Origin of the sequence: Mesorhizobium sp. M7A.F.Ca.US.005.03.1.1 (assembly GCF_003997975.1) — a bacterium.
Taxonomy (GTDB): Bacteria; Pseudomonadota; Alphaproteobacteria; order Rhizobiales; family Rhizobiaceae; genus Mesorhizobium; species Mesorhizobium ciceri.
Genome location: NZ_RZRO01000013.1, coordinates 22,112 through 42,652 on the forward strand (window position 1 = coordinate 22,112; position 20,541 = coordinate 42,652).

Annotated in this window: 23 protein-coding genes and 1 pseudogene; 5 read left to right on the forward strand and 19 right to left on the reverse strand. The window is 59.8% G+C overall.

The window, feature by feature from the left end; all coding sequences use genetic code 11:
* Positions 1 to 80 precede the first annotated feature (80 nt).
* The 6 genes from fsa to EN990_RS08685 form a co-directional block, all read right to left on the reverse strand.
* On the reverse strand, positions 81 to 737 hold the full coding sequence (fsa, locus tag EN990_RS08660; RefSeq protein WP_064994263.1) for a fructose-6-phosphate aldolase: 657 nt from the start codon (positions 735 to 737) through the stop codon (positions 81 to 83).
* Positions 738 to 861: 124 nt separating this feature from the next.
* Complete coding sequence (locus EN990_RS08665) at positions 862 to 1,233, reverse strand: DUF488 domain-containing protein (RefSeq protein ID WP_127369255.1); 372 nt, start codon at positions 1,231 to 1,233, stop codon at positions 862 to 864.
* Positions 1,230 to 1,451 (reverse strand): hypothetical protein, encoded by a 222-nt coding sequence (locus EN990_RS08670; RefSeq protein ID WP_127369254.1) that lies wholly within the window; start codon positions 1,449 to 1,451, stop codon positions 1,230 to 1,232. The genes EN990_RS08665 and EN990_RS08670 overlap by 4 nt, the downstream gene beginning before the upstream one ends.
* Before the next feature lie 34 nt (positions 1,452 to 1,485).
* Positions 1,486 to 1,911, reverse strand: coding sequence for a cytochrome c family protein (locus EN990_RS08675; protein WP_224674324.1), 426 nt, complete (start codon positions 1,909 to 1,911; stop codon positions 1,486 to 1,488).
* A 99-nt stretch (positions 1,912 to 2,010) separates the two neighbouring features.
* Positions 2,011 to 3,780: a GMC family oxidoreductase gene (locus EN990_RS08680; protein WP_127369253.1), complete on the reverse strand. Its 1,770-nt coding sequence runs from the start codon at positions 3,778 to 3,780 to the stop codon at positions 2,011 to 2,013.
* A 27-nt stretch (positions 3,781 to 3,807) separates the two neighbouring features.
* The gene (locus EN990_RS08685; RefSeq protein ID WP_127366336.1) at positions 3,808 to 4,578 is read right to left on the reverse strand and encodes a gluconate 2-dehydrogenase subunit 3 family protein; all 771 of its coding nucleotides are present in this window, start codon (positions 4,576 to 4,578) and stop codon (positions 3,808 to 3,810) included.
* A 223-nt stretch (positions 4,579 to 4,801) separates the two neighbouring features.
* Between EN990_RS08685 and EN990_RS08690 the strand changes: the two genes are divergently transcribed.
* Positions 4,802 to 5,752 carry a LysR family transcriptional regulator gene (locus tag EN990_RS08690; RefSeq protein ID WP_224674321.1) on the forward strand — a complete coding sequence of 317 codons (951 nt, stop codon included), beginning with the start codon at positions 4,802 to 4,804 and terminating at the stop codon, positions 5,750 to 5,752.
* 690 nt (positions 5,753 to 6,442) lie between these two features.
* Here EN990_RS08690 and EN990_RS08695 read toward each other — a convergent pair.
* The 3 genes and pseudogenes from EN990_RS08695 to EN990_RS08705 all read right to left on the reverse strand — a co-directional run bounded on the left by EN990_RS08695 (position 6,443) and on the right by EN990_RS08705 (position 9,420).
* Positions 6,443 to 7,063, reverse strand: a complete 621-nt coding sequence (locus EN990_RS08695; protein ID WP_164754921.1) for a Tim44/TimA family putative adaptor protein — start codon at positions 7,061 to 7,063, stop codon at positions 6,443 to 6,445.
* 56 nt (positions 7,064 to 7,119) lie between these two features.
* Positions 7,120 to 8,715: a cytochrome c oxidase subunit I gene (gene ctaD / locus EN990_RS08700; RefSeq protein WP_127388283.1), complete on the reverse strand. Its 1,596-nt coding sequence runs from the start codon at positions 8,713 to 8,715 to the stop codon at positions 7,120 to 7,122.
* A gap of 101 nt (positions 8,716 to 8,816) precedes the next feature.
* Positions 8,817 to 9,420: pseudogene (locus EN990_RS08705) on the reverse strand (5-formyltetrahydrofolate cyclo-ligase).
* Positions 9,421 to 9,610: 190 nt separating this feature from the next.
* On the opposite strand from EN990_RS08705, the gene EN990_RS08710 reads away from it, so the two are divergent.
* Together EN990_RS08710 and EN990_RS36055 are read left to right on the forward strand one after the other, a co-directional pair.
* The gene (locus EN990_RS08710) at positions 9,611 to 10,231 is read left to right on the forward strand and encodes a LysR family transcriptional regulator (RefSeq protein WP_245460868.1); all 621 of its coding nucleotides are present in this window, start codon (positions 9,611 to 9,613) and stop codon (positions 10,229 to 10,231) included.
* A complete protein-coding gene (locus EN990_RS36055) occupies positions 10,228 to 10,455 on the forward strand; it encodes a hypothetical protein (RefSeq protein WP_245460869.1) in 228 nt (75 codons plus the stop codon). Before EN990_RS08710 ends, EN990_RS36055 begins: the two co-directional genes overlap by 4 nt.
* Positions 10,456 to 10,536: 81 nt before the next feature.
* Here the strand turns inward: EN990_RS36055 and EN990_RS36625 are convergent, their stop codons facing one another.
* From EN990_RS36625 to rnk, 3 genes are all read right to left on the reverse strand, one after another.
* The gene (locus tag EN990_RS36625) at positions 10,537 to 10,665 is read right to left on the reverse strand and encodes a hypothetical protein (RefSeq protein ID WP_263499052.1); all 129 of its coding nucleotides are present in this window, start codon (positions 10,663 to 10,665) and stop codon (positions 10,537 to 10,539) included.
* A gap of 96 nt (positions 10,666 to 10,761) precedes the next feature.
* Positions 10,762 to 11,163: a nucleoside-diphosphate kinase gene (locus tag EN990_RS08715; protein ID WP_127367934.1), complete on the reverse strand. Its 402-nt coding sequence runs from the start codon at positions 11,161 to 11,163 to the stop codon at positions 10,762 to 10,764.
* A 323-nt stretch (positions 11,164 to 11,486) separates the two neighbouring features.
* The gene (gene rnk / locus EN990_RS08720; protein WP_064994272.1) at positions 11,487 to 11,951 is read right to left on the reverse strand and encodes a nucleoside diphosphate kinase regulator; all 465 of its coding nucleotides are present in this window, start codon (positions 11,949 to 11,951) and stop codon (positions 11,487 to 11,489) included.
* Positions 11,952 to 12,429: 478 nt separating this feature from the next.
* Between rnk and EN990_RS08725 the strand changes: the two genes are divergently transcribed.
* Positions 12,430 to 13,287 carry a universal stress protein gene (locus tag EN990_RS08725; RefSeq protein ID WP_127367935.1) on the forward strand — a complete coding sequence of 286 codons (858 nt, stop codon included), beginning with the start codon at positions 12,430 to 12,432 and terminating at the stop codon, positions 13,285 to 13,287.
* Between the two features lie 7 nt (positions 13,288 to 13,294).
* Here the strand turns inward: EN990_RS08725 and mnhG are convergent, their stop codons facing one another.
* The 7 genes from mnhG to EN990_RS08760 all read right to left on the reverse strand — a co-directional run bounded on the left by mnhG (position 13,295) and on the right by EN990_RS08760 (position 19,847).
* Positions 13,295 to 13,684 (reverse strand): monovalent cation/H(+) antiporter subunit G, encoded by a 390-nt coding sequence (mnhG, locus tag EN990_RS08730; protein WP_127367936.1) that lies wholly within the window; start codon positions 13,682 to 13,684, stop codon positions 13,295 to 13,297.
* Positions 13,681 to 13,962, reverse strand: coding sequence for a K+/H+ antiporter subunit F (locus EN990_RS08735; protein WP_064994275.1), 282 nt, complete (start codon positions 13,960 to 13,962; stop codon positions 13,681 to 13,683). Before EN990_RS08735 ends, mnhG begins: the two co-directional genes overlap by 4 nt.
* Positions 13,959 to 14,444 (reverse strand): Na+/H+ antiporter subunit E, encoded by a 486-nt coding sequence (locus EN990_RS08740; RefSeq protein ID WP_127367937.1) that lies wholly within the window; start codon positions 14,442 to 14,444, stop codon positions 13,959 to 13,961. The genes EN990_RS08735 and EN990_RS08740 overlap by 4 nt, the downstream gene beginning before the upstream one ends.
* Complete coding sequence (locus EN990_RS08745) at positions 14,441 to 16,081, reverse strand: monovalent cation/H+ antiporter subunit D (protein WP_127367938.1); 1,641 nt, start codon at positions 16,079 to 16,081, stop codon at positions 14,441 to 14,443. Before EN990_RS08745 ends, EN990_RS08740 begins: the two co-directional genes overlap by 4 nt.
* On the reverse strand, positions 16,081 to 16,422 hold the full coding sequence (locus EN990_RS08750) for a Na+/H+ antiporter subunit C (protein WP_127367939.1): 342 nt from the start codon (positions 16,420 to 16,422) through the stop codon (positions 16,081 to 16,083). The genes EN990_RS08745 and EN990_RS08750 overlap by 1 nt, the downstream gene beginning before the upstream one ends.
* Positions 16,422 to 19,340: a monovalent cation/H+ antiporter subunit A gene (locus EN990_RS08755; protein ID WP_127388284.1), complete on the reverse strand. Its 2,919-nt coding sequence runs from the start codon at positions 19,338 to 19,340 to the stop codon at positions 16,422 to 16,424. The genes EN990_RS08750 and EN990_RS08755 overlap by 1 nt, the downstream gene beginning before the upstream one ends.
* Positions 19,341 to 19,640: 300 nt before the next feature.
* Entirely contained in the window at positions 19,641 to 19,847 is a 207-nt protein-coding gene (locus EN990_RS08760; protein ID WP_127367941.1) for a hypothetical protein, read from the reverse strand.
* Between EN990_RS08760 and EN990_RS35765 the strand changes: the two genes are divergently transcribed.
* The gene (locus EN990_RS35765) at positions 19,846 to 20,166 is read left to right on the forward strand and encodes a hypothetical protein (protein ID WP_206519123.1); all 321 of its coding nucleotides are present in this window, start codon (positions 19,846 to 19,848) and stop codon (positions 20,164 to 20,166) included. The genes EN990_RS08760 and EN990_RS35765 overlap by 2 nt on opposite strands.
* Positions 20,167 to 20,541: the final 375 nt, after the last annotated feature.

Below are 20,541 nucleotides of genomic sequence, written 5' to 3' on the forward strand. Positions count from 1 at the left end.
CTCTGCTATCATGCAAACGAATTTAATCGACAGTTGTGTGCATTATTTATGATTGCTCTCGCGTGATCCCGGGCAGGGAATTACAGGATTACTTGCCCCGTCTTACCCCAGTCGGCGAGAAAGGACGCCAGGCCCTTGTCGGTGAGTGGGTGTTTGGCGAGGTTTCTGAGCACCGCAGGTGGTACGGTCGCGATATCGGCGCCGGCGATCGCCGCCTGTTTGACATGGAGAGGGGTGCGAATTGAAGACGCCAGGATCTCCGTCGTGAAGGATTTGTCGTTGTCGTAGATCTTGCGGATTTCCCGGATCACCTCCATGCCGTCGAGCCCAAGGTCATCAAGCCTGCCGACAAACGGCGAAATGAAGGTCGCGCCTGCCTTGGCGGCGAGCAATGCCTGGTTGGCTGAAAAGCACAGGGTGACATTGACCTTGTGGCCGAGTTGACTAAGCGCCCGGCAAGCCCTGAACCCATCCCAGGTCGATGGCACCTTGACGGCTACATTGGCGGCAATGCCGGCCAAACGCTCTCCTTCGGCGACCATGCCGTCGAAATTGGTCGCGGTGACTTCCGCTGAAACCGGACCCTCGATCGTCTGGCAAATCTCCTTGATCACATCCCTGATGGGTCGTCCGGTCTTTGCTACAAGCGACGGGTTTGTGGTCACCCCGTCGAGAACGCCAGCGGCGGCAAGCTCACGAATTTCGGATATATCGGCGGTATCGACGAAGAATTTCATCGTCTTCTCCTCTAAGGTGAACGCCCATCGATCATTGGATGGGTGTTTTCTGCTTTGGTTCCCGGAGAGTTTGTTGTCGTGGCCGCGATCGCACGCCCAATGGCAATGGAGGAGCGCCCCGTCACTATCGGTGTCTCAGCAAAATCTCTCTAAGGACAACGGCGTCGTTGTGGGCCTCGTCATGAGCCGAGTAGACGAGTGTAACGGTGCCCTGCCGTATCAGGTCGCGCAGCTGTTCCAGTTCATCGCGATGCTCATGGATTTCCGCCGCATATCGCCGGCGGAATTCCTCCCAACGGGCTGGATCGTGTCCGAACCATTGCCGAAGCTCGGTGCTTGGCGCGAGTTGCTTCATCCAACAGTCGATGGCGGCTTCGGTCTTCCTGACCCCGCGCGGCCAAAGCCGGTCAACCAACACTCGCTTGCCGTCGTCGGCAGCGGGACTCTCATATGCCCGTTTCAATTTTACTCTGTCATTGAAGATTTTTTCACTCATCGACCTCGTGTCCCGTCTCCCTCCGTCTCGTTGACCGCATCAAGAAGTTCGGAGAATTCCTTTCCAAGGATCGCCTCGTCGACTTCGTCCAATACGACCAGAAAGACGTCGCCGTGATATCGCTCGATCCAGTGACGACCCGCTCCATGGCTGCGCAGGTAGTCACCGATCCGATGGATCGAGGAATATCCCAGGCCCTTGTGCAGCAGGAACTTCATAAAGGTCGTGCTTTGCGATCCGGACGGTTGCCCCTCACTCAAGGATCGACTTCTGTCCTTGGGCGTTGAACTGTTTCAGGTAGGCGATCACGTCGGCGATGTCCTGGTCCTTGCTGAGACCGGCAAATGTCATCTTTGTGCCGGGGACCAGTTTGCGCGGCGCGTGCAGATAGATCGTCAGGGTCGGTTCATCCCAGGTCAGACCGGAATTCTTGTTCGCCGCGGAATAATTGTAGCCCGGATACACGCCGGCCGCTCGGCCGACGATGCCATTCAAAACCGGACCTACTCCGTTCTTTGCGTCTGGGCCGACCGAGTGGCAGGCCATGCACCTCTTGAAGACGGCTGCGCCGGCTTCGGCGTTGCCGGGGGATGCCTCCAGCGCATGGGCCGACCCGACTGTAGTGAGAATTGCGGTTGTCAATCCAAGCAAAGTCGATTTCATGTTTGCTTCTTTCAACGCGTTTGTTGCGGGCTGGTCCCGGCCGACCCGGCCCTGGCGATATGGGGTTCAAACCCTGCCTGCCGGATCCGAACCGCGGATCCGGCAGGCGTTGCCTCAGGAGGGAACCAGTGCGCCGGGATTCTTCAAATACTGGTTCTTGATCGCGTCCACCGCCCAGTAGGCAAGAGCGCCTACGGGTCCGGTCGGGTTCTTCCCGGCGTTCTGGGGAAACACGCAAGCGCCGGTCACGAACACGTTCGGGACATCCCAGACCTGAAGGTATTTGTTCAGGACGCTGGTGCTCGGGTCGGCTCCAAACACTGCCCCGCCCGTGTTGTGCGTGCTTTGATAAGGCACGATCGAATAGGGCACGGGAGGGATGCTCCGATCAACCTTAGTCGCACCCATCTCCTTGGCGATCTTCACGCAGATGTCGGCCTGGCCGTTCATCTGCTTGACCTCGTTGTCCTGGAAGTCGAACGTCATCCTCATCAATGGACGCCCGAACACATCGGTGAAGGTCGGGTCGAGGCTGAGATAGTTCTGCCGGTAGGCCATCACCGCGCCCTGGTTTCCGACACTGGCCGCGTGGTCATAATTGTCGACCACTGCCTTTTTCCAGTCGGAGCCCCAACGCGGCGTGCCGTGGGGTGTTGGATGCGACTGGATCGGCCGGGCGCCCGAGTTGCTGCAGCTGATGCCGCCGCCGCCGATATAGCCGGCCTTCACGAAATCGTAGTTGTCGCCGTTGAAATCATCCATGCAGGTGCCGAGCGCGCCGGCGCCCATGAAGCGATTGAGGATGGTTTCCTTGTCGAAGAAGGCGGTAGCCCCGCCACCGCACTGATAAGCATAGTTGCGGCCGACCACGCCCTTGCCCGTGGCCGGGTCATAAGGCACGCCGATGCCCGATTGCAGCAGCAGGTTGACATTGCCGAGCGCATAGGCTGACAGGATGATGAGGTCGGCAGGCTGTTCGAACTCCCGCCCGCGTGCGTCGAGATAGGTGACGCTGACCGCTTTCTTGCGGGTCGAGTCGAGATTGACCTTCAGCACGATCGAGTTGGTGCGCAGCTCGAAATTCGGGTTCTTCAGCGCCAGCGGAATGACGGTGAAATGCGGGCTAGCCTTAGCATTGGCCTCGCAGCCGAAACGCTCGCAGAAGCCGCAATAGTGACATTGGCCGAAGGCCACGCCATCGGGATTGACGTAATCGCGCGACGCGTTTGACGACGGATTGGGGAACGGGTGATACCCGAGATTACGGGCCGCCTTCTCGAACATCACCATGCTCTGCGCGGCGATCATCGGCGGGTTGGGGTATTCCTCCTTTCGCGATCCTTCGAAGATGTTGCCACCATCGATCTTTCGGCCGTTGATGTTGCCGGCCTTGCCGGAGGTGCCGCAGGTCTTTTCGAACCTGTCGTAATAGGGCTCGAGATCGTCATAGGTGATCGGCCAGTCCTGCAGGTGCATATCCGAAGGGATGATCTTGTCGCCGTATTTGTCGACCGTCCGGGTGCGCGCCTGATGGTCCCATTCGAGCCAGCGCCAGGTGACACCGTTCCAGTGCACGCCGGCGCCGCCAACGCCCTGGCCAGGCAGGAACGAGCCGAGTTGCCGCATCGGCAGCGCCGTTTGCGATTCACTGTTGCGGAACGTGATGGTTTCCCGCCGGACGTTCTGCATGAGATCGTGGCGGGCGGCGTAGCGCAGTTCGTCATGGATCTGTGGGTCGATGAAGTCCGGATTGGTGTCACGCGGGCCTCCCCGCTCAAGGGCGACGATTTTCAGCTTGGTCGAAGCAAGTTCCTTGGCAATGATGCCGCCCGTCCAGCCCAGGCCGACAATCAGGACATCAATCGCGTTCAATTTGGTGGCCATGTTATAGTCTCCTTGTTCTTTCGCCGATTAAACGAGATCCTGGATGCCCTTCGGTTCAGCCGTATAGAGCTTGTTCCGAAATGGTTCGATCTTGTCCATATACATGGCGTCGGCGCCTGGGAAACCGATCATCTTCCAGGCCGCCCTGTCCTTGTTTCCGCCATACATCGGGTCGGCCAGATAGCCCTCGACCGTGAGTTGGAGCAGAAGCCCGAAGAAGGTCGCGGTCGGCACCGTCGGAAGCTCGACCTTCTTGCCGTCGAGTTCGGTCATCACCGCGGCACGATCCTTTGCCGAAAGGCCGTCGAAGGTGCTCTTGTGGTTTTTCTGTACGTAAGCGCTGACGTCGGCGATCCCAGCACGGATCAGTTCCGATGGCGTCATCGGCAATTGATAGCCCTGCTCGGGCGTACCCTCGCCAAATGGCCCTTCCAGATACAGGCGGTCGCCCTTGCCGTATCCGCCGGCCATCTGCCGGTCGATATAGATCGCGACGCCGAGTTCCTTGGCGCCAGGGCCTGTTGAGTCGCTTGGAATGAGCGTATCGACAGCCGCCTCGATGAAAGCGGACTCATCGATGTTGAAGAATTCGTAGCCAATGCCTCCAGCCTGAGGTTCGGTGGCGACGGCAACGTGATGATGTCTTGTGTCAGCGGTCGCAGCCATGACTTCGTCCGCCGAAGCGGATGCCCCAAGCGGCAGGGTGCTCGCCGCCGCTCCGGCAGCTCCAGCCGCGCCGAACAGCTTCAGAAAATCACGCCGCCCCACATCGCCTTTGCTCTTTTCTTCCCTCGACATGATTCCTCCTGTGACGCTGCAGGCAAAACGATGGGTAGGTGGAGAGAGCCTTGCGCTCCGCTCCAACCGGCGCTGCGCAGCATCCAGCGCTAAGCTTGGTGGATTTCTCGGAGCGTATTGCTGGCGTATGCCGCGTAGCAAACGAATTTAATCGGCAAATGAATACAGATTTTATGATAGATCCGAATCGTTGTTGCTATTGGACTCGATACGGCTTGATCGAATGGCCGCGATAAAATGGGGGCACTTCAGAGCGCAATTTCACTGTCATTTAAATGCAGTTTTTATGTTATGTTTTTTCATGGACGTCGAGCTTGCTCGTTCTTTTCTTGAGATTGTTTCCAGCGGAAGCTTCATCCGGGCCTCCGAACGGTTGAATGTCGCCCAGACAACCGTGAGCGCGCGAATTCGAAGCCTTGAGCAACAACTAGGTCGCCAACTTTTCGTCCGCCACAAAGGCGGCGCTTCGCTCACTCCCGCCGGCGAGCAGTTCCTGCGCCACGCTCCGATGTTCGTTCAGTTGTGGCAGCGCACCCTTCATCAGGTTGCTGTTCCACCCGGCAGTCGTGCTGTTCTGACTGTTGGTAGCGAAATCAGCATCGCCGAGCCCCTTCTGCTCGACTGGGTTCGATGGATGCGTCAATCCCTTCCGGATATCGCGCTTCATGTGCACGTCGATGTGCCGCAGGACCTAATCGATCAAGTCGCATCCGGGCTCGTCGACGTGGCAATCATGTATGCGCCCCAGCATCGGCCCGGCCTGAAGATCGATCTGCTCATGGAAGAAAAACTCGTGCTCGTGACAACCGATCTGGAAGCACGCCTGGCGGGCAGCATAGACTACGCGCACATAGACTGGGGGCCAGATTTTACGTTTCATCATGGCATGAATTTCCCTGACGTCGCGCCGGACCTTTTTATGGATCTCGGCCCGCTTGCGCTCAGCTATATTCTTTCGGTTGGTGGATCCGGCTATTTCAGGATGAGCGCGGTACAGCCTCATATCGAGGCCGGACGGCTTCACCTCGTGCCCGAAACGCCGCAGTTCTCATATCCCGCTTACGCCGTTCAGTCTGCCAACGCAGATGAAGCCGTGGTGGCCCCTGCCATGGCTGGATTGCACTCTGTCTTGAATGGCGATGCTTTTTTAGGTTTCCCACCGTCTTGCACATGAGGATGCTTGATATCGTTCACATCGCGGTACCGATCCCGGATTGGACGAGGGTGACAACCAGTTGACGGGTTGCCGATCAATTTTGTACGAAAGTGCGGTCGATGGACCGGGCTTTCGAGATGTCCGCCATGCACTAAGGGATGGCTTTTTTGCCTTTCTGATGCATCTTTGGTGTGGCCTGGGTCTTGACTGAGATGTGAAGAACCCCAGTCCGGCGCTACTCAGGCAGGAGACTGGCTGGCGCCGATTGTCACCTGTGTGAGCGATCCCGAATTTGGAAACGTGGAAGCAGCGTGTAACTCTGCAGTGCGTTTCCAGCCCAATTTCGGCCGCCATCAAAAAAGACAAGCGACGGGCAATACGATGGCTATCTCGCCACGATACCGGGCTCGTCGCAATGTTCCAGCGAGGCCAGCAAAGAGTCTCATGGCGTTGCCGCCGAAACTAAGACAGATGCAAGAAAATTGCGTTGAAATCATAAGTGTCGTTTCACAACGAAGGCGCCGACGCCAAACCGAAGACCCGACCTAGCCGGGAAGCCATCAACATGTCTCCACCGCACCTGCAGCGCAGATGCGTTTCAAACGTCATCACCGCCGGTCTCTTAGGTTAATCACGGCGCACGCGATGAAAGCCACACACAAGCGTCCAAGCGTCGCCCTTCAGCGGTCACCGGAATGACGCAAGCAGCTAGCCGCCGTCTGTGGCGATCAGCATCCAATTTCGCTTCCTTGACTGGATGTCACTGGCAAACGTCCACGTATCGATCACTTCAATGATCTGCTGGGGATCTCCTGAAACGATGTCGTTGTTGGCCGAGCGTGTAACGCTGACCACGTCGGAAACGAAGCGAACGGCAATCTCAGCGGTACCATTCTCCTCAAGAGCGTCGACGACCTTTGCGTCGTTCGTGCCTATAAAGGTGAGTTGCAGCATCTCCGCCCGATCCCGGCGCCCGGCAATCGCCCGTTCGAAGATGTCGAGCACTTCCGGTCCGACAAGGCGCTTCAATGTCTGGATGTCCGCACTTGCATAGGCCAACAGGACAACTTCATAAGCCGCCTTGGCGCCGGCCAGAAACGTGGCAGGGTCAAAACTCGGATCGCTCTTTCGGATAACCTCCAAGGGCGTGTCGCCGGAAGACGTGATTTCGTTACTTCCGGCTAGACGCTCAGTCGGCGCATCGTCCGGTTTTGCCTTGTCATCGCCCGGACGTGACTGACGTTTGCTCCAACTGCCTAGAAACGCCCAATAAAACGCGATGATCGCCATGAGCAGTATCTGGTTGTTTGGGTCTGTGGTCTCGTTCATGAAGTTCTCCCGACAAAATGTCGAAGCGGGCGCCGGTTCAGAACCGGAGGTGACTTTTAGACAATGCGCGGCAGCCGTTCCCATTGATGGAATGGCGGCGGCGACGGCAGCAGCCATTCGAGCGTGGTCGCACCTTCGCCCCATGGATTGGCGCCAGCTTGACGCTTGCGGGCGAAGGCCTCCGCGACCGCGATGAAGAAGACGATAAGTCCGGCCGTAGAAATGTAGGAACCGATCGACGACACGAAATTCCAGCCGGCGAAAGCGTCGGGGTAGTCGGCATAACGTCGAGGCATGCCAGCCATGCCGAGAAAATGCTGCGGGAAGAAGACGAGGTTGACGCCGACGAACATCAGCCAGAAATGCAACTTGCCGAGCGTTTCGTTGTACATGTAACCAGTCATCTTCGGGAACCAGTAGTAGAAGCCGGCGAAGATGGCGAAGACCGCGCCCAATGACAGCACATAGTGGAAGTGGGCGATCACAAAGTAAGTGTCGTGATAGACGCGGTCGATACCGGGGTTGGCAACCATGATGCCAGTGACACCACCGATGGTGAAGAGCAGGACGAAGCCGAGAGCCCAGAGCATGGGGGTCTTGAACTCGATTGATCCTCCCCACATGGTAGCCAGCCACGAAAACACTTTCACCCCAGTTGGAACGGCGATGACCATCGAGGCGAAGGCGAAGTAGCGCTGGGTGTCCAGGGACAGGCCCGTGGTATACATATGGTGTGCCCAGACAACAAAGCCGATCGCACCGATTGCCACCATCGCATAGGCCATCCCGATGTAGCCGAAGATCGCCTTCTTGGCGAAGGTCGAGATGACATGGCTGATGATGCCGAAACCAGGCAGGATCATGATGTAGACTTCGGGATGACCGAAGAACCAGAACAGATGCTGGTATAGGATCGGATCACCGCCGCTGGACGGTGCGAAGAAAGTCGTCCCGAAATTGCGATCAGTCAAAAGCATGGTGACGGCACCGGCGAGCACCGGCAGCGACATGAGAAGCATGAACGCGGTGACCAGCATCGACCAGGCGAACAGAGGCATCTTGTGCATCGTCATGCCCGGTGCGCGCATGTTGAAGATGGTGGTGATGAAGTTGATCGCGCCGAGAATAGAGGAGGCGCCCGAAAGGTGGATCGACAGGATGACCAGGTCGACGGCGGGACCCGGCTGGCCGTCCGTCGAATAGGGCGGATAGAGCGTCCAGCCGCCGCCGTGACCGAGCGTGCCGGGTGCTCCCGGAACGAACATTGAGGTGATGAAGAGGATAAACGACATCACCAGAAGCCAGAACGAGATATTGTTCAAGCGCGGAAAGGCCATGTCGGGCGCGCCGATCATGATCGGCACCATCCAGTTACCGAAGCCACCGATCAGCGCCGGCATGAGGACGAAAAAGATCATGACCAGCCCATGGGAACTGACGACGACGTTGTAGACACCCGGATCGCCAAATATCTGCAGGCCCGGTTCCTGCAACTCCATGCGGATCAACACGGAAAGCGCGGTACCGAAGACGCCTGCCATGATCGAGAACAGCAGGTAAAGCGTCCCGATATCCTTGTGGTTGGTCGAAAACAGCCACCTGACGAGAAACCGGGGCTTGTGATCATCCAAGGTTGTGGCGGGATTGGACATGACGTGCTTCCTGCTTTCACTGCTGGCTGGCAAGACGGCCTCAACAATGGACGGCATCTGCGATCCGCCGTCACAAAAGGATTAGCCTCGCCTGCGCTCATTCATTCATCCGTGACGATCACATCCATCGGAATGTCATGTGGCTGCGGATAGATGGTCTGGGTTTTGCTGCTGGCGTAACCGACGCCCACGACGAGAGGCCGCTTCGGCGCGGCGGCCAGGGTCCGGTCGAAGAAGCCGCCGCCATAGCCCAGGCGATAATTCGCCTGGTCGAAACCGACTTACGGGCGCGATGACCACATCCGGCTGGACCGAAGGCCCGTGTGACGGGACAAGAATATTCCACATTCCGCGTTCCAGTGGGTCTCCCGGTCCCCAAATACGAAACTCGAGCGGCCAGCCTTTTTTGATGACGACCGGCAGCGCGATCCGCCCGCCGCGCTCGATCACCCGGATCGCCCAGTTGCGAAGGTCCGTTTCCCCTCGAAAAGGCCAATAGCCACTAACGATGCGGCCGCTCACCCGGCCGACAGCCAGATCGAGAGCGGAAGCGATGCGCAAAGACTTCGCGAGGCGTTCCTCGGGGTCTACGGCTAGACGCTCGTCGATCAGGCGCTTGCGTTCCGCCTTGCGCCACCGACAGACATCCGACCAAGTGTCCTGCGCGATCGAATCCGCGCCATATCCCGGAACAAGTTCGTGCATGTAGCACGGCGGAGAGGCGTACTCTTGCGTTTCCAAGGGACCATCCTCCTGATCTGGCATTGCGCGCTCCATTAACCGTCGCAGCGGAAACCGCTCGGCCTCATCAAGGTTGCGCTGTGTAAAACAGGAAGGCAAACGGAATTAAATGCTGTATTGGTGCAAGATTATTGCACTGAACCGAGAAGCCCCAATGGACATCGACCGCGCTCGCACGTTTTTGGAAATCGTCCATTCGGGCAGCTTCCTGAAGGCTGCGGATCGCCTTCATGTCACGCAGACCACCGTAAGCGCACGCATTCGCACGCTGGAGGAGGAGCTCGGACGTCAGCTCTTCATCCGTAACCGCAACGGCGCGCAACTGACGCCGGCGGGCCGGGAGTTCGAGCGGTTCGCCCAGTCATTCGTGCAAATCTGGGAGCGCGCCCGCCACCAACTCGCCATCCCATCGGGACGGACAAGCGTCGTCGCCCTTGGCGGAGAGCTCAGCTTGTGGAACCCGCTGCTGCTCGACTGGCTGGTCTGGATGAAGAACGCCAGGCCGGAAATCGCCATCCAAGCCCAGGTCGGCGTACCGGACCAACTGATCGAGCAACTCAGGACCGGTGTTCTTGACATTGCGGTGCTCTATGCGCCGAGGTTGTTGCCGGGATTCAGGGTGGAGCTTCTCGTTGAGGAGCAACTCGTTCTGGTCCGGACCATGGACCGAGACGGGGAACCCGGCGGCTCCAAGGACTATGTCTATGTCGACTGGGGCCGCTGTTTGCGGCCCAGCATGGTGCCAGTTCCTCTGCCTTCGGCGAGCCGGGATTGATGGTCGGCCTGGGACCGCTGGGGCTGAGCTACATCTTGCGCGCCGGCGGAATGGGTTATTTCCGCAGGGGCGCAGCAGCTCCCCATATCGAGGCCGGGCAACTGGAGGTAGTAGAAGGCGCGCCGGAATTCACCTATCCGGCCTATGCCGTCTATTCGGAAGCAAGCGAGGCGCGAGCCGACGTACAGGAGGCGCTGCGCGGCCTGAAGCAAGTTGTGAATTGAGCGTCGCTCCCGGCGCGAAGCCATGGTTCGCGTTTGACCGCAAAGACTGCAACGGCAAGCTGGTCGGCTTCGCCGGTTCATCTACATTTCGATCAAAGCGTAGGCCAGGCCAAAGATTCCGGTCATTAGAACGGCGAAGAATGCCCAGCCTCTCAACGCGGCTCGCACATCTTCAGGCTTGGCGCCCTTCTGGTTGTTGTAATCATCCATAATCAGACCCTACTTTGTTGGCCTCAATTGATACAGGGCAAGGCCCGACGGGACGCTTGTCCACCCGCCTTCACAGCCTTCGGGACAGTCGAGTTCTCAGGCGGCCGATGGACCCGGGTCGTCGAACCCGGCATCGAATGCCGCCGCGACTTTGCTCTGAGCTTCGTCGTGCGGTTCATCGGAACGATGGACGACGCGCAGAACCGGTCCGTCCGGTCGCCACGAACCCGGCTCGGCAACGCCCGCCAGCTTCAGCCTCTCGCGCCTTGCGGCTTCTGGCTGATAAACCACTTCATGTACGGTCAGCGTTTCAAGGCTGGCGTCCGAGGTCGGAATGGAAATGGACTGACCCTCGGCCAGACCGAGCAGCGCCAGGCCGCGCGGATTGGTGATAGGCAACAGCATGCCAACCAGACCGCGCATGTGGTCATGGGCGACGATGCGGGTTTCGGCAGGGCCGTCGTTTACCCGATAAGCCACGCGGCTGCTGAGCGTCACGACGTTTGCCGGGGATGTCTTCCCGAAACATCACAACTGCGCTCGAAATCTTCCGTTGAAGGATCGCCGACAAGGCATCGCCGAGGGCAGGTCGGCGCTCCTGCATCACCTCAAGAATGGTGTAGTCCTTGGTGGTCAGTTGGCAGCTATCGATAGTGGGCATGGCACGTCTCCAGCCGGCCCTGTGCAAGGGGTCCGGCGTCAGGCAATTGATCGGGTTTGAAAGCTACCGCTGTGCCGGGCCAGGATAGGCCGGCGCAGGGGTCACACTCCCGCGATGAGGCTGCCCGCGTGATTGAGGAGACGGATGCCAACGCCCATGTCTAGACGCCCGCAGCGATTGTCGAAGACGCTGGCGCGCGCCGATCGGCCACATCGCCTGCCGGAGCGGGCTGGCTCACATCAAGCACCAGCAGTTCATGCCGACGCCCGTCTCGGGCGGTCCACATGATCGACTGCCCAGCCGAGAGGCCGACCAGGGCCGTGCCAATCGGCGTGAGGATTGAGACCTTGCCTTCGGAGATGTCCGCATCGCCAGGGAAAACCAGCGTCACCGTTTTCCGATCGCCGGTATCGGGCTTGAAAGTCACGGTCGAACCCATCCGGACGGTGCCGGCGGAGACCCAGCCATCAGCGACGATGCGGGCGCGCTCGAGTTCGGCGAACAGCTCATCTGCCGCCTCCGGATTTCGGGCGGCAACGGTGTTCGCGAGCGCCGACAGACGCGCGTGGTCCGACTTCGAAATGCGGATGTTCGGCTTGCGCCGGCTTTTCGTGATGTCTTGCATTTGAGTACTCATGTTTCTGCCTCGCGTCCGAGCCCGGCAAGGGATCGTCAGCGGTTGTCAGTGCGACGGAAATTTGTTGCTGAATGCGCCGATGCCGCAGGGACTGATGCGACCCTGCGCCAATGTTACATGTTCAATTTTTACATGTTCACCCCTCGGCTCGGGGCGCGCATGGCAGCCGAGCCGGGGGTTACGATCCCGCTATGGGGCAAACCCGGAAAAGAAAATCGCGACGGATTTTGGCGACGGTGCTCATACCCTATAGTTGGGGAAGCAATCTGCGAAGTCAAGGCGCTCGACGTCAGACTCAGCGGCAAGAGAAGCCGATCAAGCATTTCCGGCGGCCCTTGCAGCACAGTAGAGCCGCCGCCTAGGATGCCACTCCGAATACGCGATAGCATCGTCAACCAGATTACTAGCCAAAGTACGCCCAACGACCGGCGGTTATGATTTCAGGGACGAGGAACAAGGAGCTGCCATGAAAATCCTTGCCGCGACAGATTTTTCCACCCGTTCGCTACGTGCATTGCGGCGAGCTGGCCTTGTGGCTCGGGACGTCAGCGCCGAACTCACGCTTGTCCATGTCGTCGACGACGACCAGCCCGCAGATATACTCGAGCTCGAAAGACGCGAAGCACAGCGATATCTTGAAGAACAAATGGCCTCGATCCCCGAACTGCAGGGGCTCCGCTGCAGGTCCACGGTTGTCGCCGGCGACCCGTTCGACGGCATCCTGAAAGCGGCCGCAGCGAGCTCGGCGGATCTCATTGTCATGGGCGCGCACCGCAAGCAGTTGCTCCGCGATATTTTTGTCGGAACGACCATCGAACGCGTGATCCGTACCGGACCATGCCCGGTCCTCATGGTGAATGCTGAGGTGGAACATTCATACAAAAAGGTGATGGCCGCCGTGGATATGTCGGAGCCGTCCGCACGCGCAATCAGGACGGCGAGGGAAACCGGGCTCATAGGCGACGCCAGTCTTTCGCTGGTCCATGGTTTCGATGCGTTCGCCAAGGGAAAAATGTCCAATGCTGGAATAGGCAAGGACGAGATAGCGCGCTACGTGGCGGCAGAACGTTTGCAGGCGGGTAGGGAACTGGTCGCGTTTCTGGAGGCGAACGACTTTGGCGTCGACAACTGGTCGCTGCGTATCAAGGAAGCAGGCCCCGTCGAAGCAATCATGGAGGCGATCAAGGAGGTGGCGCCCGACCTTCTGGTGATCGGAACGCATGGCCGTTCGGGTCTCATCAAGGTACTTCTGGGCAGCGTGACAGAAAGCATTCTGCGATCGGTCGACGTGGATGTTTTCGCGGTGCCGCCGATCCGAAGTTGATCGTGGCCTACGCGCCAGATGATCGTGGTTGTTCGTCTTGGGATTCTGCGGCCATCTCGAATGGCGGGACGCCATCGTTGCCTTCGCTGCGGTCTCGGTAAAGCGACGCGCGCGCCAGCAGCATAAGCGAGACGGGTGTCGTGACAGTCACGAACAGTGCGATCAGTATCTCGTGCAGGAGAGGTTTCGACTGAAGCACGGAATGAAAGATGATCGAGGCGATCAGAACACCGCCCGTGCCCCAGGTGGTCCCTAGCGTCGGGGCGTGAATTCGTTCGTAAAAGCTTCTGAACCTCAGGAGCCCGACCGACCCGAGCAGGGTCAGCGTCGACCCCAGGATCAAGAAGAACCCCGTGAGCAGAGCAGCCCAGACCGGCAGGTCGGCGACAGGGGTCATTCTATTACCTCGCCGCGCATAAGGAATTTCGCCAGCGCCACGGTCGAGACAAAGCCAAGCAGCGCGATCACCAGGGCAGCCTCGAAATAGACCGTGCTGCCGGCACGGATGCCGAAAGTCAGCAGGAGAAGCATGGCGCCGACATAGAGCGCATCGAAGCTCAGGATCCGGTCCTGCGCGCGCGGCCCCCGAACGAGGCGCAGCAGAGCACATGCCATGGCGGCGACCAGAAGCAATTGAGCGGTGGTGACGGACCATGCGATTATGACGCCGCTCATTCGAAAATCTCCATCAACCGTCGTTCATAACGCTGCTTGATCAGGTCGATCCACGCCTGCTGGTCGATCAGGTCGAGAACATGGATCCGAAGCCTGCCGCTGCCGGCGTGATATTCGACCCAGGCGGTGCCGGGCGTGCTGGTGATGATGCAGGCGAGTACGGCCAACCCAGTCCGGTCGCGCAGTTCGAGCGGGATCATCACGAATCCGGATGTTCGCGTATGCCGCCCGCCTTGCAGGATGATCTCCGCCACGGCGATGTTGGAGCGAAGAATGTCCGCCAGGACGACCAGGACCAATTGCGGGATCAGGTCCCAGCGTCGTATTTTTGGTTTAGCGGGCTGAAGCGCTGCCATGGCCAAGGACGCTGCGAGAGCGATGACGCCGCCGAGAAACACCTGGCCGATGGACAGCCCATTGAGCAGTATCCACATCGCGAGCAGCGAAGCTGTCAGCAGCGGATAAGGCAGAAGGGCGATCATTTGTCCCTCGGCGCGTTGGGCCCTGGTATCGGCTGGATGGACAGAACATCTCGCAAGTAGTCCGCGGGCGAATGCAGCGATTGGGCGGTCGCATCCATGTAGCGCATCATCGGTCCACCCTGGACCGTCATCAACAGGCAGAGCGTCAGGAGGAAGGCTACTGGCGCGATCTCCAGGAGCAGCACGCGGGGGACGGTGCCTTCGATCGGCGCCCAGAAAATCTGGATGCCAGCGCGCATCGTGCCGATCAGGGCGCAGAGGCCGGACAGGATCAGCAACGCGACCAGGATCCATGTCGAGCCCGCGATTAGGCCGCCACCCGCCACAGGATCGGGGCGCACCATCGCGGTCAGCAGCGCGAACTTTCCGACAAATCCCGAAAGCGGTGGCAGGCCCGCGAGCAAGAGGCCGCATGCCGCGAAACAGATGCCGAGAACGGCCAGCGTGCCGGGGATGGCAACGCCGACTTCCTCCTGCTCTGGCACCGGCTCCTCCATGTCGTCGCGATAGGCTTCCATGGTCACCGATAGAACATGCGCGGCTGGGTCCTGCACCCGCTCGACGAGTTCGATCAAGAGAAAGAACGCGCCGATCGTCAGTGTTGAACTGACCATGTAGAAGAGGGCTCCGGCAGTGACTCTCGCATCGGCCATCCCGATCGCGGCCAGCAGTGTGCCGGATGAGACCAGGATGCTGAAGCCGGCGAGCCGGCCCACTGCCTGCGACGCCAACACGCCGATAGCGCCGAAGGCGATGGTGGCCATGCCGCCGAACAGCAGCCACGAGTCGCCAAAGCCCGCTGTGGCGCCGGCGTCCACGCCAAACAGCAACAGGGAAAGCCTCAGCAGGATATAGAAGCCGACCTTGGTCATGATCACGAAGATCGCGGCGACCGGGGCCGCTGCCGCCGAATAAGCGCCGGGCAGCCAGAAGCTCAGCGGCCACATCCCCGCCTTGACCAGGAAGGCGACGCCGAGGACGGCGGCGCCTGCTTCGAGCAGCATTCGATCCGCCGCCGGCACCGCCGGGATTCGCTGCGCAAGATCTGCCATGTTCAGTGTGCCGGTCACGCCGTAGATCAGGCTGACCCCGATCAGAAACAGCGACGAAGCAGCGAGATTGACTGCAATGTAGTGCAGGCCCGCCTTGACGCGGAGCGGTCCCGAGCCATGCAGAACGAGACCATAGGATGCAGCCAGAAGCACCTCGAAGAAGACGAACAGGTTGAACAGGTCGCCGGTGAGGAACGCCCCGTTCAGCCCCATGAGCAGAAACTGGAAGAGCGTGTGGAAATGCGGCCCTGCCTTGTGCCAGCGCGCCAGCGAGAAGGCCAGGGAAGCGAGCGCCAGTACGCTGGTGAGAACCAGCATCAGGGCGGACAACCTGTCGAGCACGAGCACGATGCCGAACGGCGCCGGCCAATTGCCGAGCAGATAGACGCCGGTGGTTGCTGACGAAGCAAAGGCATTGTCGACCGAGCGAAGCAGAGCTATGGCGATGACCACCAGCGCAAGCACCGAGACGATGCTGATCACTGCCTTGACGACATGGCGACGCTCGTCCAGCAGCAGCAGCACGGCCCCTGCCGCGAGCGGCAGGACGATCGGCATGATCATGAGATGACCTGCCGTTTCCATCAATTGGGCTCCCTGCCGTCGACATGGTCGCTGCCCGTCAGGCCACGCGATACGAGCAGCACCACGAGGAACAGGGCCGTTGTCGCGAAGCCGATGACGATGGCGGTCAAAACAAGCGCCTGCGGGATGGGGTCGGCGTAGTCCGCTGGGTTGACCACCGCGCCGGATTCGAGAACGGGCGGCGTATTCACCCTGAGTCTGCCCATCGAGAAGATGAACAGATTAACCCCATAGCCGATGAGCGACAGGCCGATGATGACCTGAAAGGTCCGCGGCCGAAGTAACAGCCAAACGCCGGCCCCCGTCAGTACGCCGATCCCGATGGCAAGGATAAGCTCCACTACGCGATTTCCTCGTTGCTTTGCGCCACGATCCGGTATGCGCGCAGTCGGCGGATGGACTGGTGGGCGAGAGCGATCAGCATCAGCACGGTCGCACCGAGAACGAGGCAAAAGACGCCGAGATCGAAAAGGGTCGCGGTAGCCGCCGGCACCGAACCGATCAGTGGCAATTCGACATAACGGGAATACGAGGTCAGGAAAGGGTATCCGAACAGCCAGGAGGCCGCCCCGACGAGGGCCGCCAGGAGAAGGCCGAAGCCGATCCAGTTCACCGGCAGGACCCGCAACCTGTCTTCAACCCAGCGTGTGCCCGCCGCCAGATATTGCAAGATGAAGGCGGCGGCCAATGCGATTCCGGCGACAAAGCCGCCGCCGGGGAGATCGTGGCCGCGCATGAACAGATAGGCGGCGAACACGATGATGACCGGGAACAGCCATTGCATGATCACCGCCGGGATCAGCAAATAGTCGCTCACCGTATCGCCCGCCTCACGGTCGGGCCTGGCTTCGTCGAATGCCCTCTGGACGCGTTGCTGTTCAGGGGATTCGACATTGTCGGGCGCCGGCCGGAACCGGCGAAGCAGGGCGAACACCGTCAACGCGACGATGCCGAGAACCGTGATCTCGCCGAACGTGTCGAAACCCCGGAAGTCCACCAGGATGACGTTGACGACGTTCTTGCCGCCTCCTTCCGAATAGGCCTTTTTCAGGAAGAAGTCGGCGATTGTGACGGGCGGGGTTCGTGTCATAACCGCATAGGCGATAATGGTCATGCCGGTCCCGCACACCACCGCAATGGCCAGATCGCGGTAGCGACGTAGTCTTGCGCCAGTCGTGGCCAGGCCGGGGGCGACGTCTGCCGATCGCTTGGGCAACCAGCGCAATCCCAGAAGGATGAGAACCGTGGTCACCACCTCCACGAGCAGTTGAGTGAGCGCGAGGTCCGGCGCCGAAAACCAGACGAAGGTGGTGCAGGTGACAAGTCCGGCTCCGCCGAGCAGGACAAGGGCGAACAGCCGGTGGAACTTGGCTTGCCACGCGGCGCCAAGGGCGCACACGACGCCGACTGCCCAGATGCCGGCGAAGGTGACGTCGACGCCTTGGACTGTCAGCCGACCAGGATCGAAACCTAGCCTGTAGAGCGGCCAAGCGGCGGCGATGAAGGCCACGACGACCAGCAAGCGAAGTTGCGGCTGGAGCCGACGCGTTCCGAGAAACCTTTCCAGGAAGCGGGCACCTCTCCACGAAACCACCACCAACACGCGCTCGAAGACGCGCTGGCCCCTGAGACGGCGGAAGTAGGGAGGGCCGTCCTCGCAGCGCGCCAGATAGTCCTTCAGCAGCAGATAAAGGATTGCGCCACCGGCAAGCGCCAACACGCTCATGAACAGAGGAATTGTGAACCCGTGCCAGATAGCCAGACTGTACTGTGGCGTCGCGGGTCCCAGGACGGAGGTGACGGCGGTGTGGAGGAACGGACCGATGGTCAGGCCGGGAACGGTCCCAACCAGGAGGCAGGCAAGCACAAGAAGTTGGATCGGAAACCGCATGAAAAACGGCGGTTCGTGAGGTTCGCGAGGCAGCTCAGCCGGCAGCGGTCGGAAAAACACGTTGTGGATGAACCGTGCCGAGTAGGCAACAGCGAAAGCGCTGCCCAGGACGGCAGCATAGGGCGCGGCGGTATCGAGAATGGAATCGGCGTGCGTTTCGATCGCCTCGGCGAAGAACATTTCCTTGGAGAGAAATCCGTTGAGGAGGGGGACGCCAGCCATGGCCGCGCTTGCCACCATGGCGAGCGTCGCGGTGTAGGGCATGACACGGAAAAGCCCGCCCAGCCGCTGCATGTCGCGCGTTCCGGTCTCATGGTCGATGATACCGGCGGCCATGAACAACGAGGCTTTGAACGTGGCGTGGTTCATCATGTGGAAGATGGCAGCGACGGCACCCAGCGGGCTACCGAGGCTGAGCAGAAGTGTAATCAGACCGAGATGGCTGATGGTCGAGTAGGCGAGCAAACCCTTAATGTCCCGCTGGAAGATCGCAAAATAAGCTCCCAAAACGAAAGACATCATGCCGGCGAAGCCGACGATCCAAAACCATTCGTATGTCCCCGCAAGCACCGGCCACAGGCGCGCCAACAGGAACACGCCGGCCTTCACCATGGTCGCTGAGTGCAGGTAGGCCGAGACCGGGGTCGGTGCGGCCATGGCGTTGGGCAGCCAGAAGTGAAACGGAAACTGCGCGCTCTTGGTGAACCCCCCGAGCAGCACAAGAACCAGGATGGGCACATAGAGATCGTGGGAGCGGATAAGGTCGCCCGACGCCAAAACACGATCGAGGTCGTAGCTGCCAACGGCATGGCCAATCAGCAGGAAGCCGGCCAACAGACCGATGCCGCCGATGCCGGTAATCGTCAGCGCCATGCGGGCGCCGTCGCGGGCACTGGCGTTGTGGTGCCAATAGCCAATCAGCAGGAAGGAAAAGATGCTGGTCAGTTCCCAGAATACGACCAGCAGGATCAAGTTTCCGGAAATGACGACCCCGAGCATCGATCCCATGAACGCGAGAAAGAACGAAAAGAACCGCGGAACCGGGTCTTCCGGGGCCATGTAGTAGCGCGCATAAATGACGACGAGGAAGCCGATGCCGCTTATGAGCATGGCGAACAGCCAGGCAAATCCATCCATTCGCAAAGTGAAATCAAGGCCAAGCGTCGGAAGCCATTCGATATCGCTACGCACCACACCTGGACCGAGTACCGAGGGATAAAACATGACCGCCAAACCCAGACAGGTAAACGACGCGGCGGCGGCGAGGACAGCTGCGGCGTTGCGAGCCTTTGTCGGGAGCATGAGAGCGGCAAGGCTGCCTACGAAAGGCAGGACGATCATCAGTATCAGCGCTGTGTCGTCTGTCATCTATTGGAGCCCAAAGTCTTCGGAGACAACCACTGCCTGGCTCCGCCCATTATGGTTCTCCGGTGACATTGGGCAAGGCATTGATTGGCGGGTTCCCAGAACACCTGTCCGCGCCGCGCGATGACCACTCAGTTGGAGGCAGAAGCAGTTTGCGAGGTCGCTGACATCGATCAAGGATCCGAGCGCCATGTGGATGGGAGCGCTCGGTGCGGACTCTCAAGAAAGGTGGCGTTCGGCTGCTTCCGGCATGCCGTCAGCGGCCCCTGCCGTCAGTTGCTATCCAATCCGTTTGACGCACGCCTAGTCGTGGCGGGCGCCAAGCAAGGTGGCTATCACCAGTTCTCGTCCGGCCCTGTTTATCCCGGTCCCGCCCGGTCTTTCTTCCGCCAGTCCGAGGAAGACAAGGCGTTCGGCCAAGGCTTTCGATAAAGAAGGGTAGGGTCCGCGGTTCATTCGTTTGAGCGCCGTTTGCTCGTCCTCGGTGAGATCGTCCCAGATAACCGTCATGAAGGGCTTCCTTCCTCGCGCCTGCGCAGCCAAGCGGGATCTGAACTGCCCAGCAGCGGACTGTGAACGTGGAACCATCGGCTCAGAAGACCTATGGAACGGCGTCCGTTCCGACGATGCCGCCTTCATTTTCCAGGACGCCAATTCGTCTGACTTCGGAGCGGTTGAGTTTCAGGCGAACGCCGACACCGCCGCCGTTTTCCGCGATGAAAACGGCGCCGGCGTTTTCAAGCGCGGTTTGCAGCGTGTCGCAGATATCCTGGTCGGGAAGGTTGATCCGGCGCTCGAATTCCTCGATGACCAACGCATCCACACCTGAATTGCTTGAGAGCTTGTCACGGGTCCATTCGACCAGCGCGCGAGCGGCACGGCATTGAGCACCAGTGATCATCATAATCTCCTGTTACCGCGTTCGGGGCCGAAATCACCGCTTGCTAAGAGCCGGGACAATCGAGGGCGCGATGGCTTCGGCCCATCAGAGATGCATATCGATTCCGAAAAGGGAAGGGCTGTGCCACGCGCTGCAATCGAAATTCTGATGCAAAATAATTGTGCTAAAGCGGCAATAAATTTCGTTTGTCTTGTAGGTAAGGACGAGTGAAGCTCGCGCGTAACGAAATTGACACATTCGGTGCCAGCCAGCAGGTCTAAACGCCACGGGAGTTCTTGGCGTTGTCGCGCGAGGGGCACCTGG

What these genes read in the sequence shown, in the direction of transcription:
- fsa (WP_064994263.1), bottom strand. Translation starts at nt 737, where the DNA reads ATGAAATTCTTCGTCGATACCGCCGATATATCCGAAATTCGTGAGCTT.
- EN990_RS08665 (WP_127369255.1), bottom strand. Translation starts at nt 1,233, where the DNA reads ATGAGTGAAAAAATCTTCAATGACAGAGTAAAATTGAAACGGGCATAT.
- EN990_RS08670 (WP_127369254.1), bottom strand. Translation starts at nt 1,451, where the DNA reads ATGAAGTTCCTGCTGCACAAGGGCCTGGGATATTCCTCGATCCATCGG.
- EN990_RS08680 (WP_127369253.1), bottom strand. Translation starts at nt 3,780, where the DNA reads ATGGCCACCAAATTGAACGCGATTGATGTCCTGATTGTCGGCCTGGGC.
- EN990_RS08685 (WP_127366336.1), bottom strand. Translation starts at nt 4,578, where the DNA reads ATGTCGAGGGAAGAAAAGAGCAAAGGCGATGTGGGGCGGCGTGATTTT.
- EN990_RS08690 (WP_224674321.1), top strand. Translation starts at nt 4,802, where the DNA reads ATGGCCGCGATAAAATGGGGGCACTTCAGAGCGCAATTTCACTGTCAT.
- EN990_RS08695 (WP_164754921.1), bottom strand. Translation starts at nt 7,063, where the DNA reads ATGAACGAGACCACAGACCCAAACAACCAGATACTGCTCATGGCGATC.
- ctaD (WP_127388283.1), bottom strand. Translation starts at nt 8,715, where the DNA reads ATGTCCAATCCCGCCACAACCTTGGATGATCACAAGCCCCGGTTTCTC.
- EN990_RS08710 (WP_245460868.1), top strand. Translation starts at nt 9,611, where the DNA reads ATGGACATCGACCGCGCTCGCACGTTTTTGGAAATCGTCCATTCGGGC.
- EN990_RS36625 (WP_263499052.1), bottom strand. Translation starts at nt 10,665, where the DNA reads ATGGATGATTACAACAACCAGAAGGGCGCCAAGCCTGAAGATGTGCGA.
- rnk (WP_064994272.1), bottom strand. Translation starts at nt 11,951, where the DNA reads ATGCAAGACATCACGAAAAGCCGGCGCAAGCCGAACATCCGCATTTCG.
- EN990_RS08725 (WP_127367935.1), top strand. Translation starts at nt 12,430, where the DNA reads ATGAAAATCCTTGCCGCGACAGATTTTTCCACCCGTTCGCTACGTGCA.
- mnhG (WP_127367936.1), bottom strand. Translation starts at nt 13,684, where the DNA reads ATGACCCCTGTCGCCGACCTGCCGGTCTGGGCTGCTCTGCTCACGGGG.
- EN990_RS08735 (WP_064994275.1), bottom strand. Translation starts at nt 13,962, where the DNA reads ATGAGCGGCGTCATAATCGCATGGTCCGTCACCACCGCTCAATTGCTT.
- EN990_RS08740 (WP_127367937.1), bottom strand. Translation starts at nt 14,444, where the DNA reads ATGATCGCCCTTCTGCCTTATCCGCTGCTGACAGCTTCGCTGCTCGCG.
- EN990_RS08745 (WP_127367938.1), bottom strand. Translation starts at nt 16,081, where the DNA reads ATGGAAACGGCAGGTCATCTCATGATCATGCCGATCGTCCTGCCGCTC.
- EN990_RS08755 (WP_127388284.1), bottom strand. Translation starts at nt 19,340, where the DNA reads ATGACAGACGACACAGCGCTGATACTGATGATCGTCCTGCCTTTCGTA.
- EN990_RS35765 (WP_206519123.1), top strand. Translation starts at nt 19,846, where the DNA reads ATGAAGGGCTTCCTTCCTCGCGCCTGCGCAGCCAAGCGGGATCTGAAC.
- EN990_RS08760 (WP_127367941.1), bottom strand. Translation starts at nt 19,847, where the DNA reads ATGACGGTTATCTGGGACGATCTCACCGAGGACGAGCAAACGGCGCTC.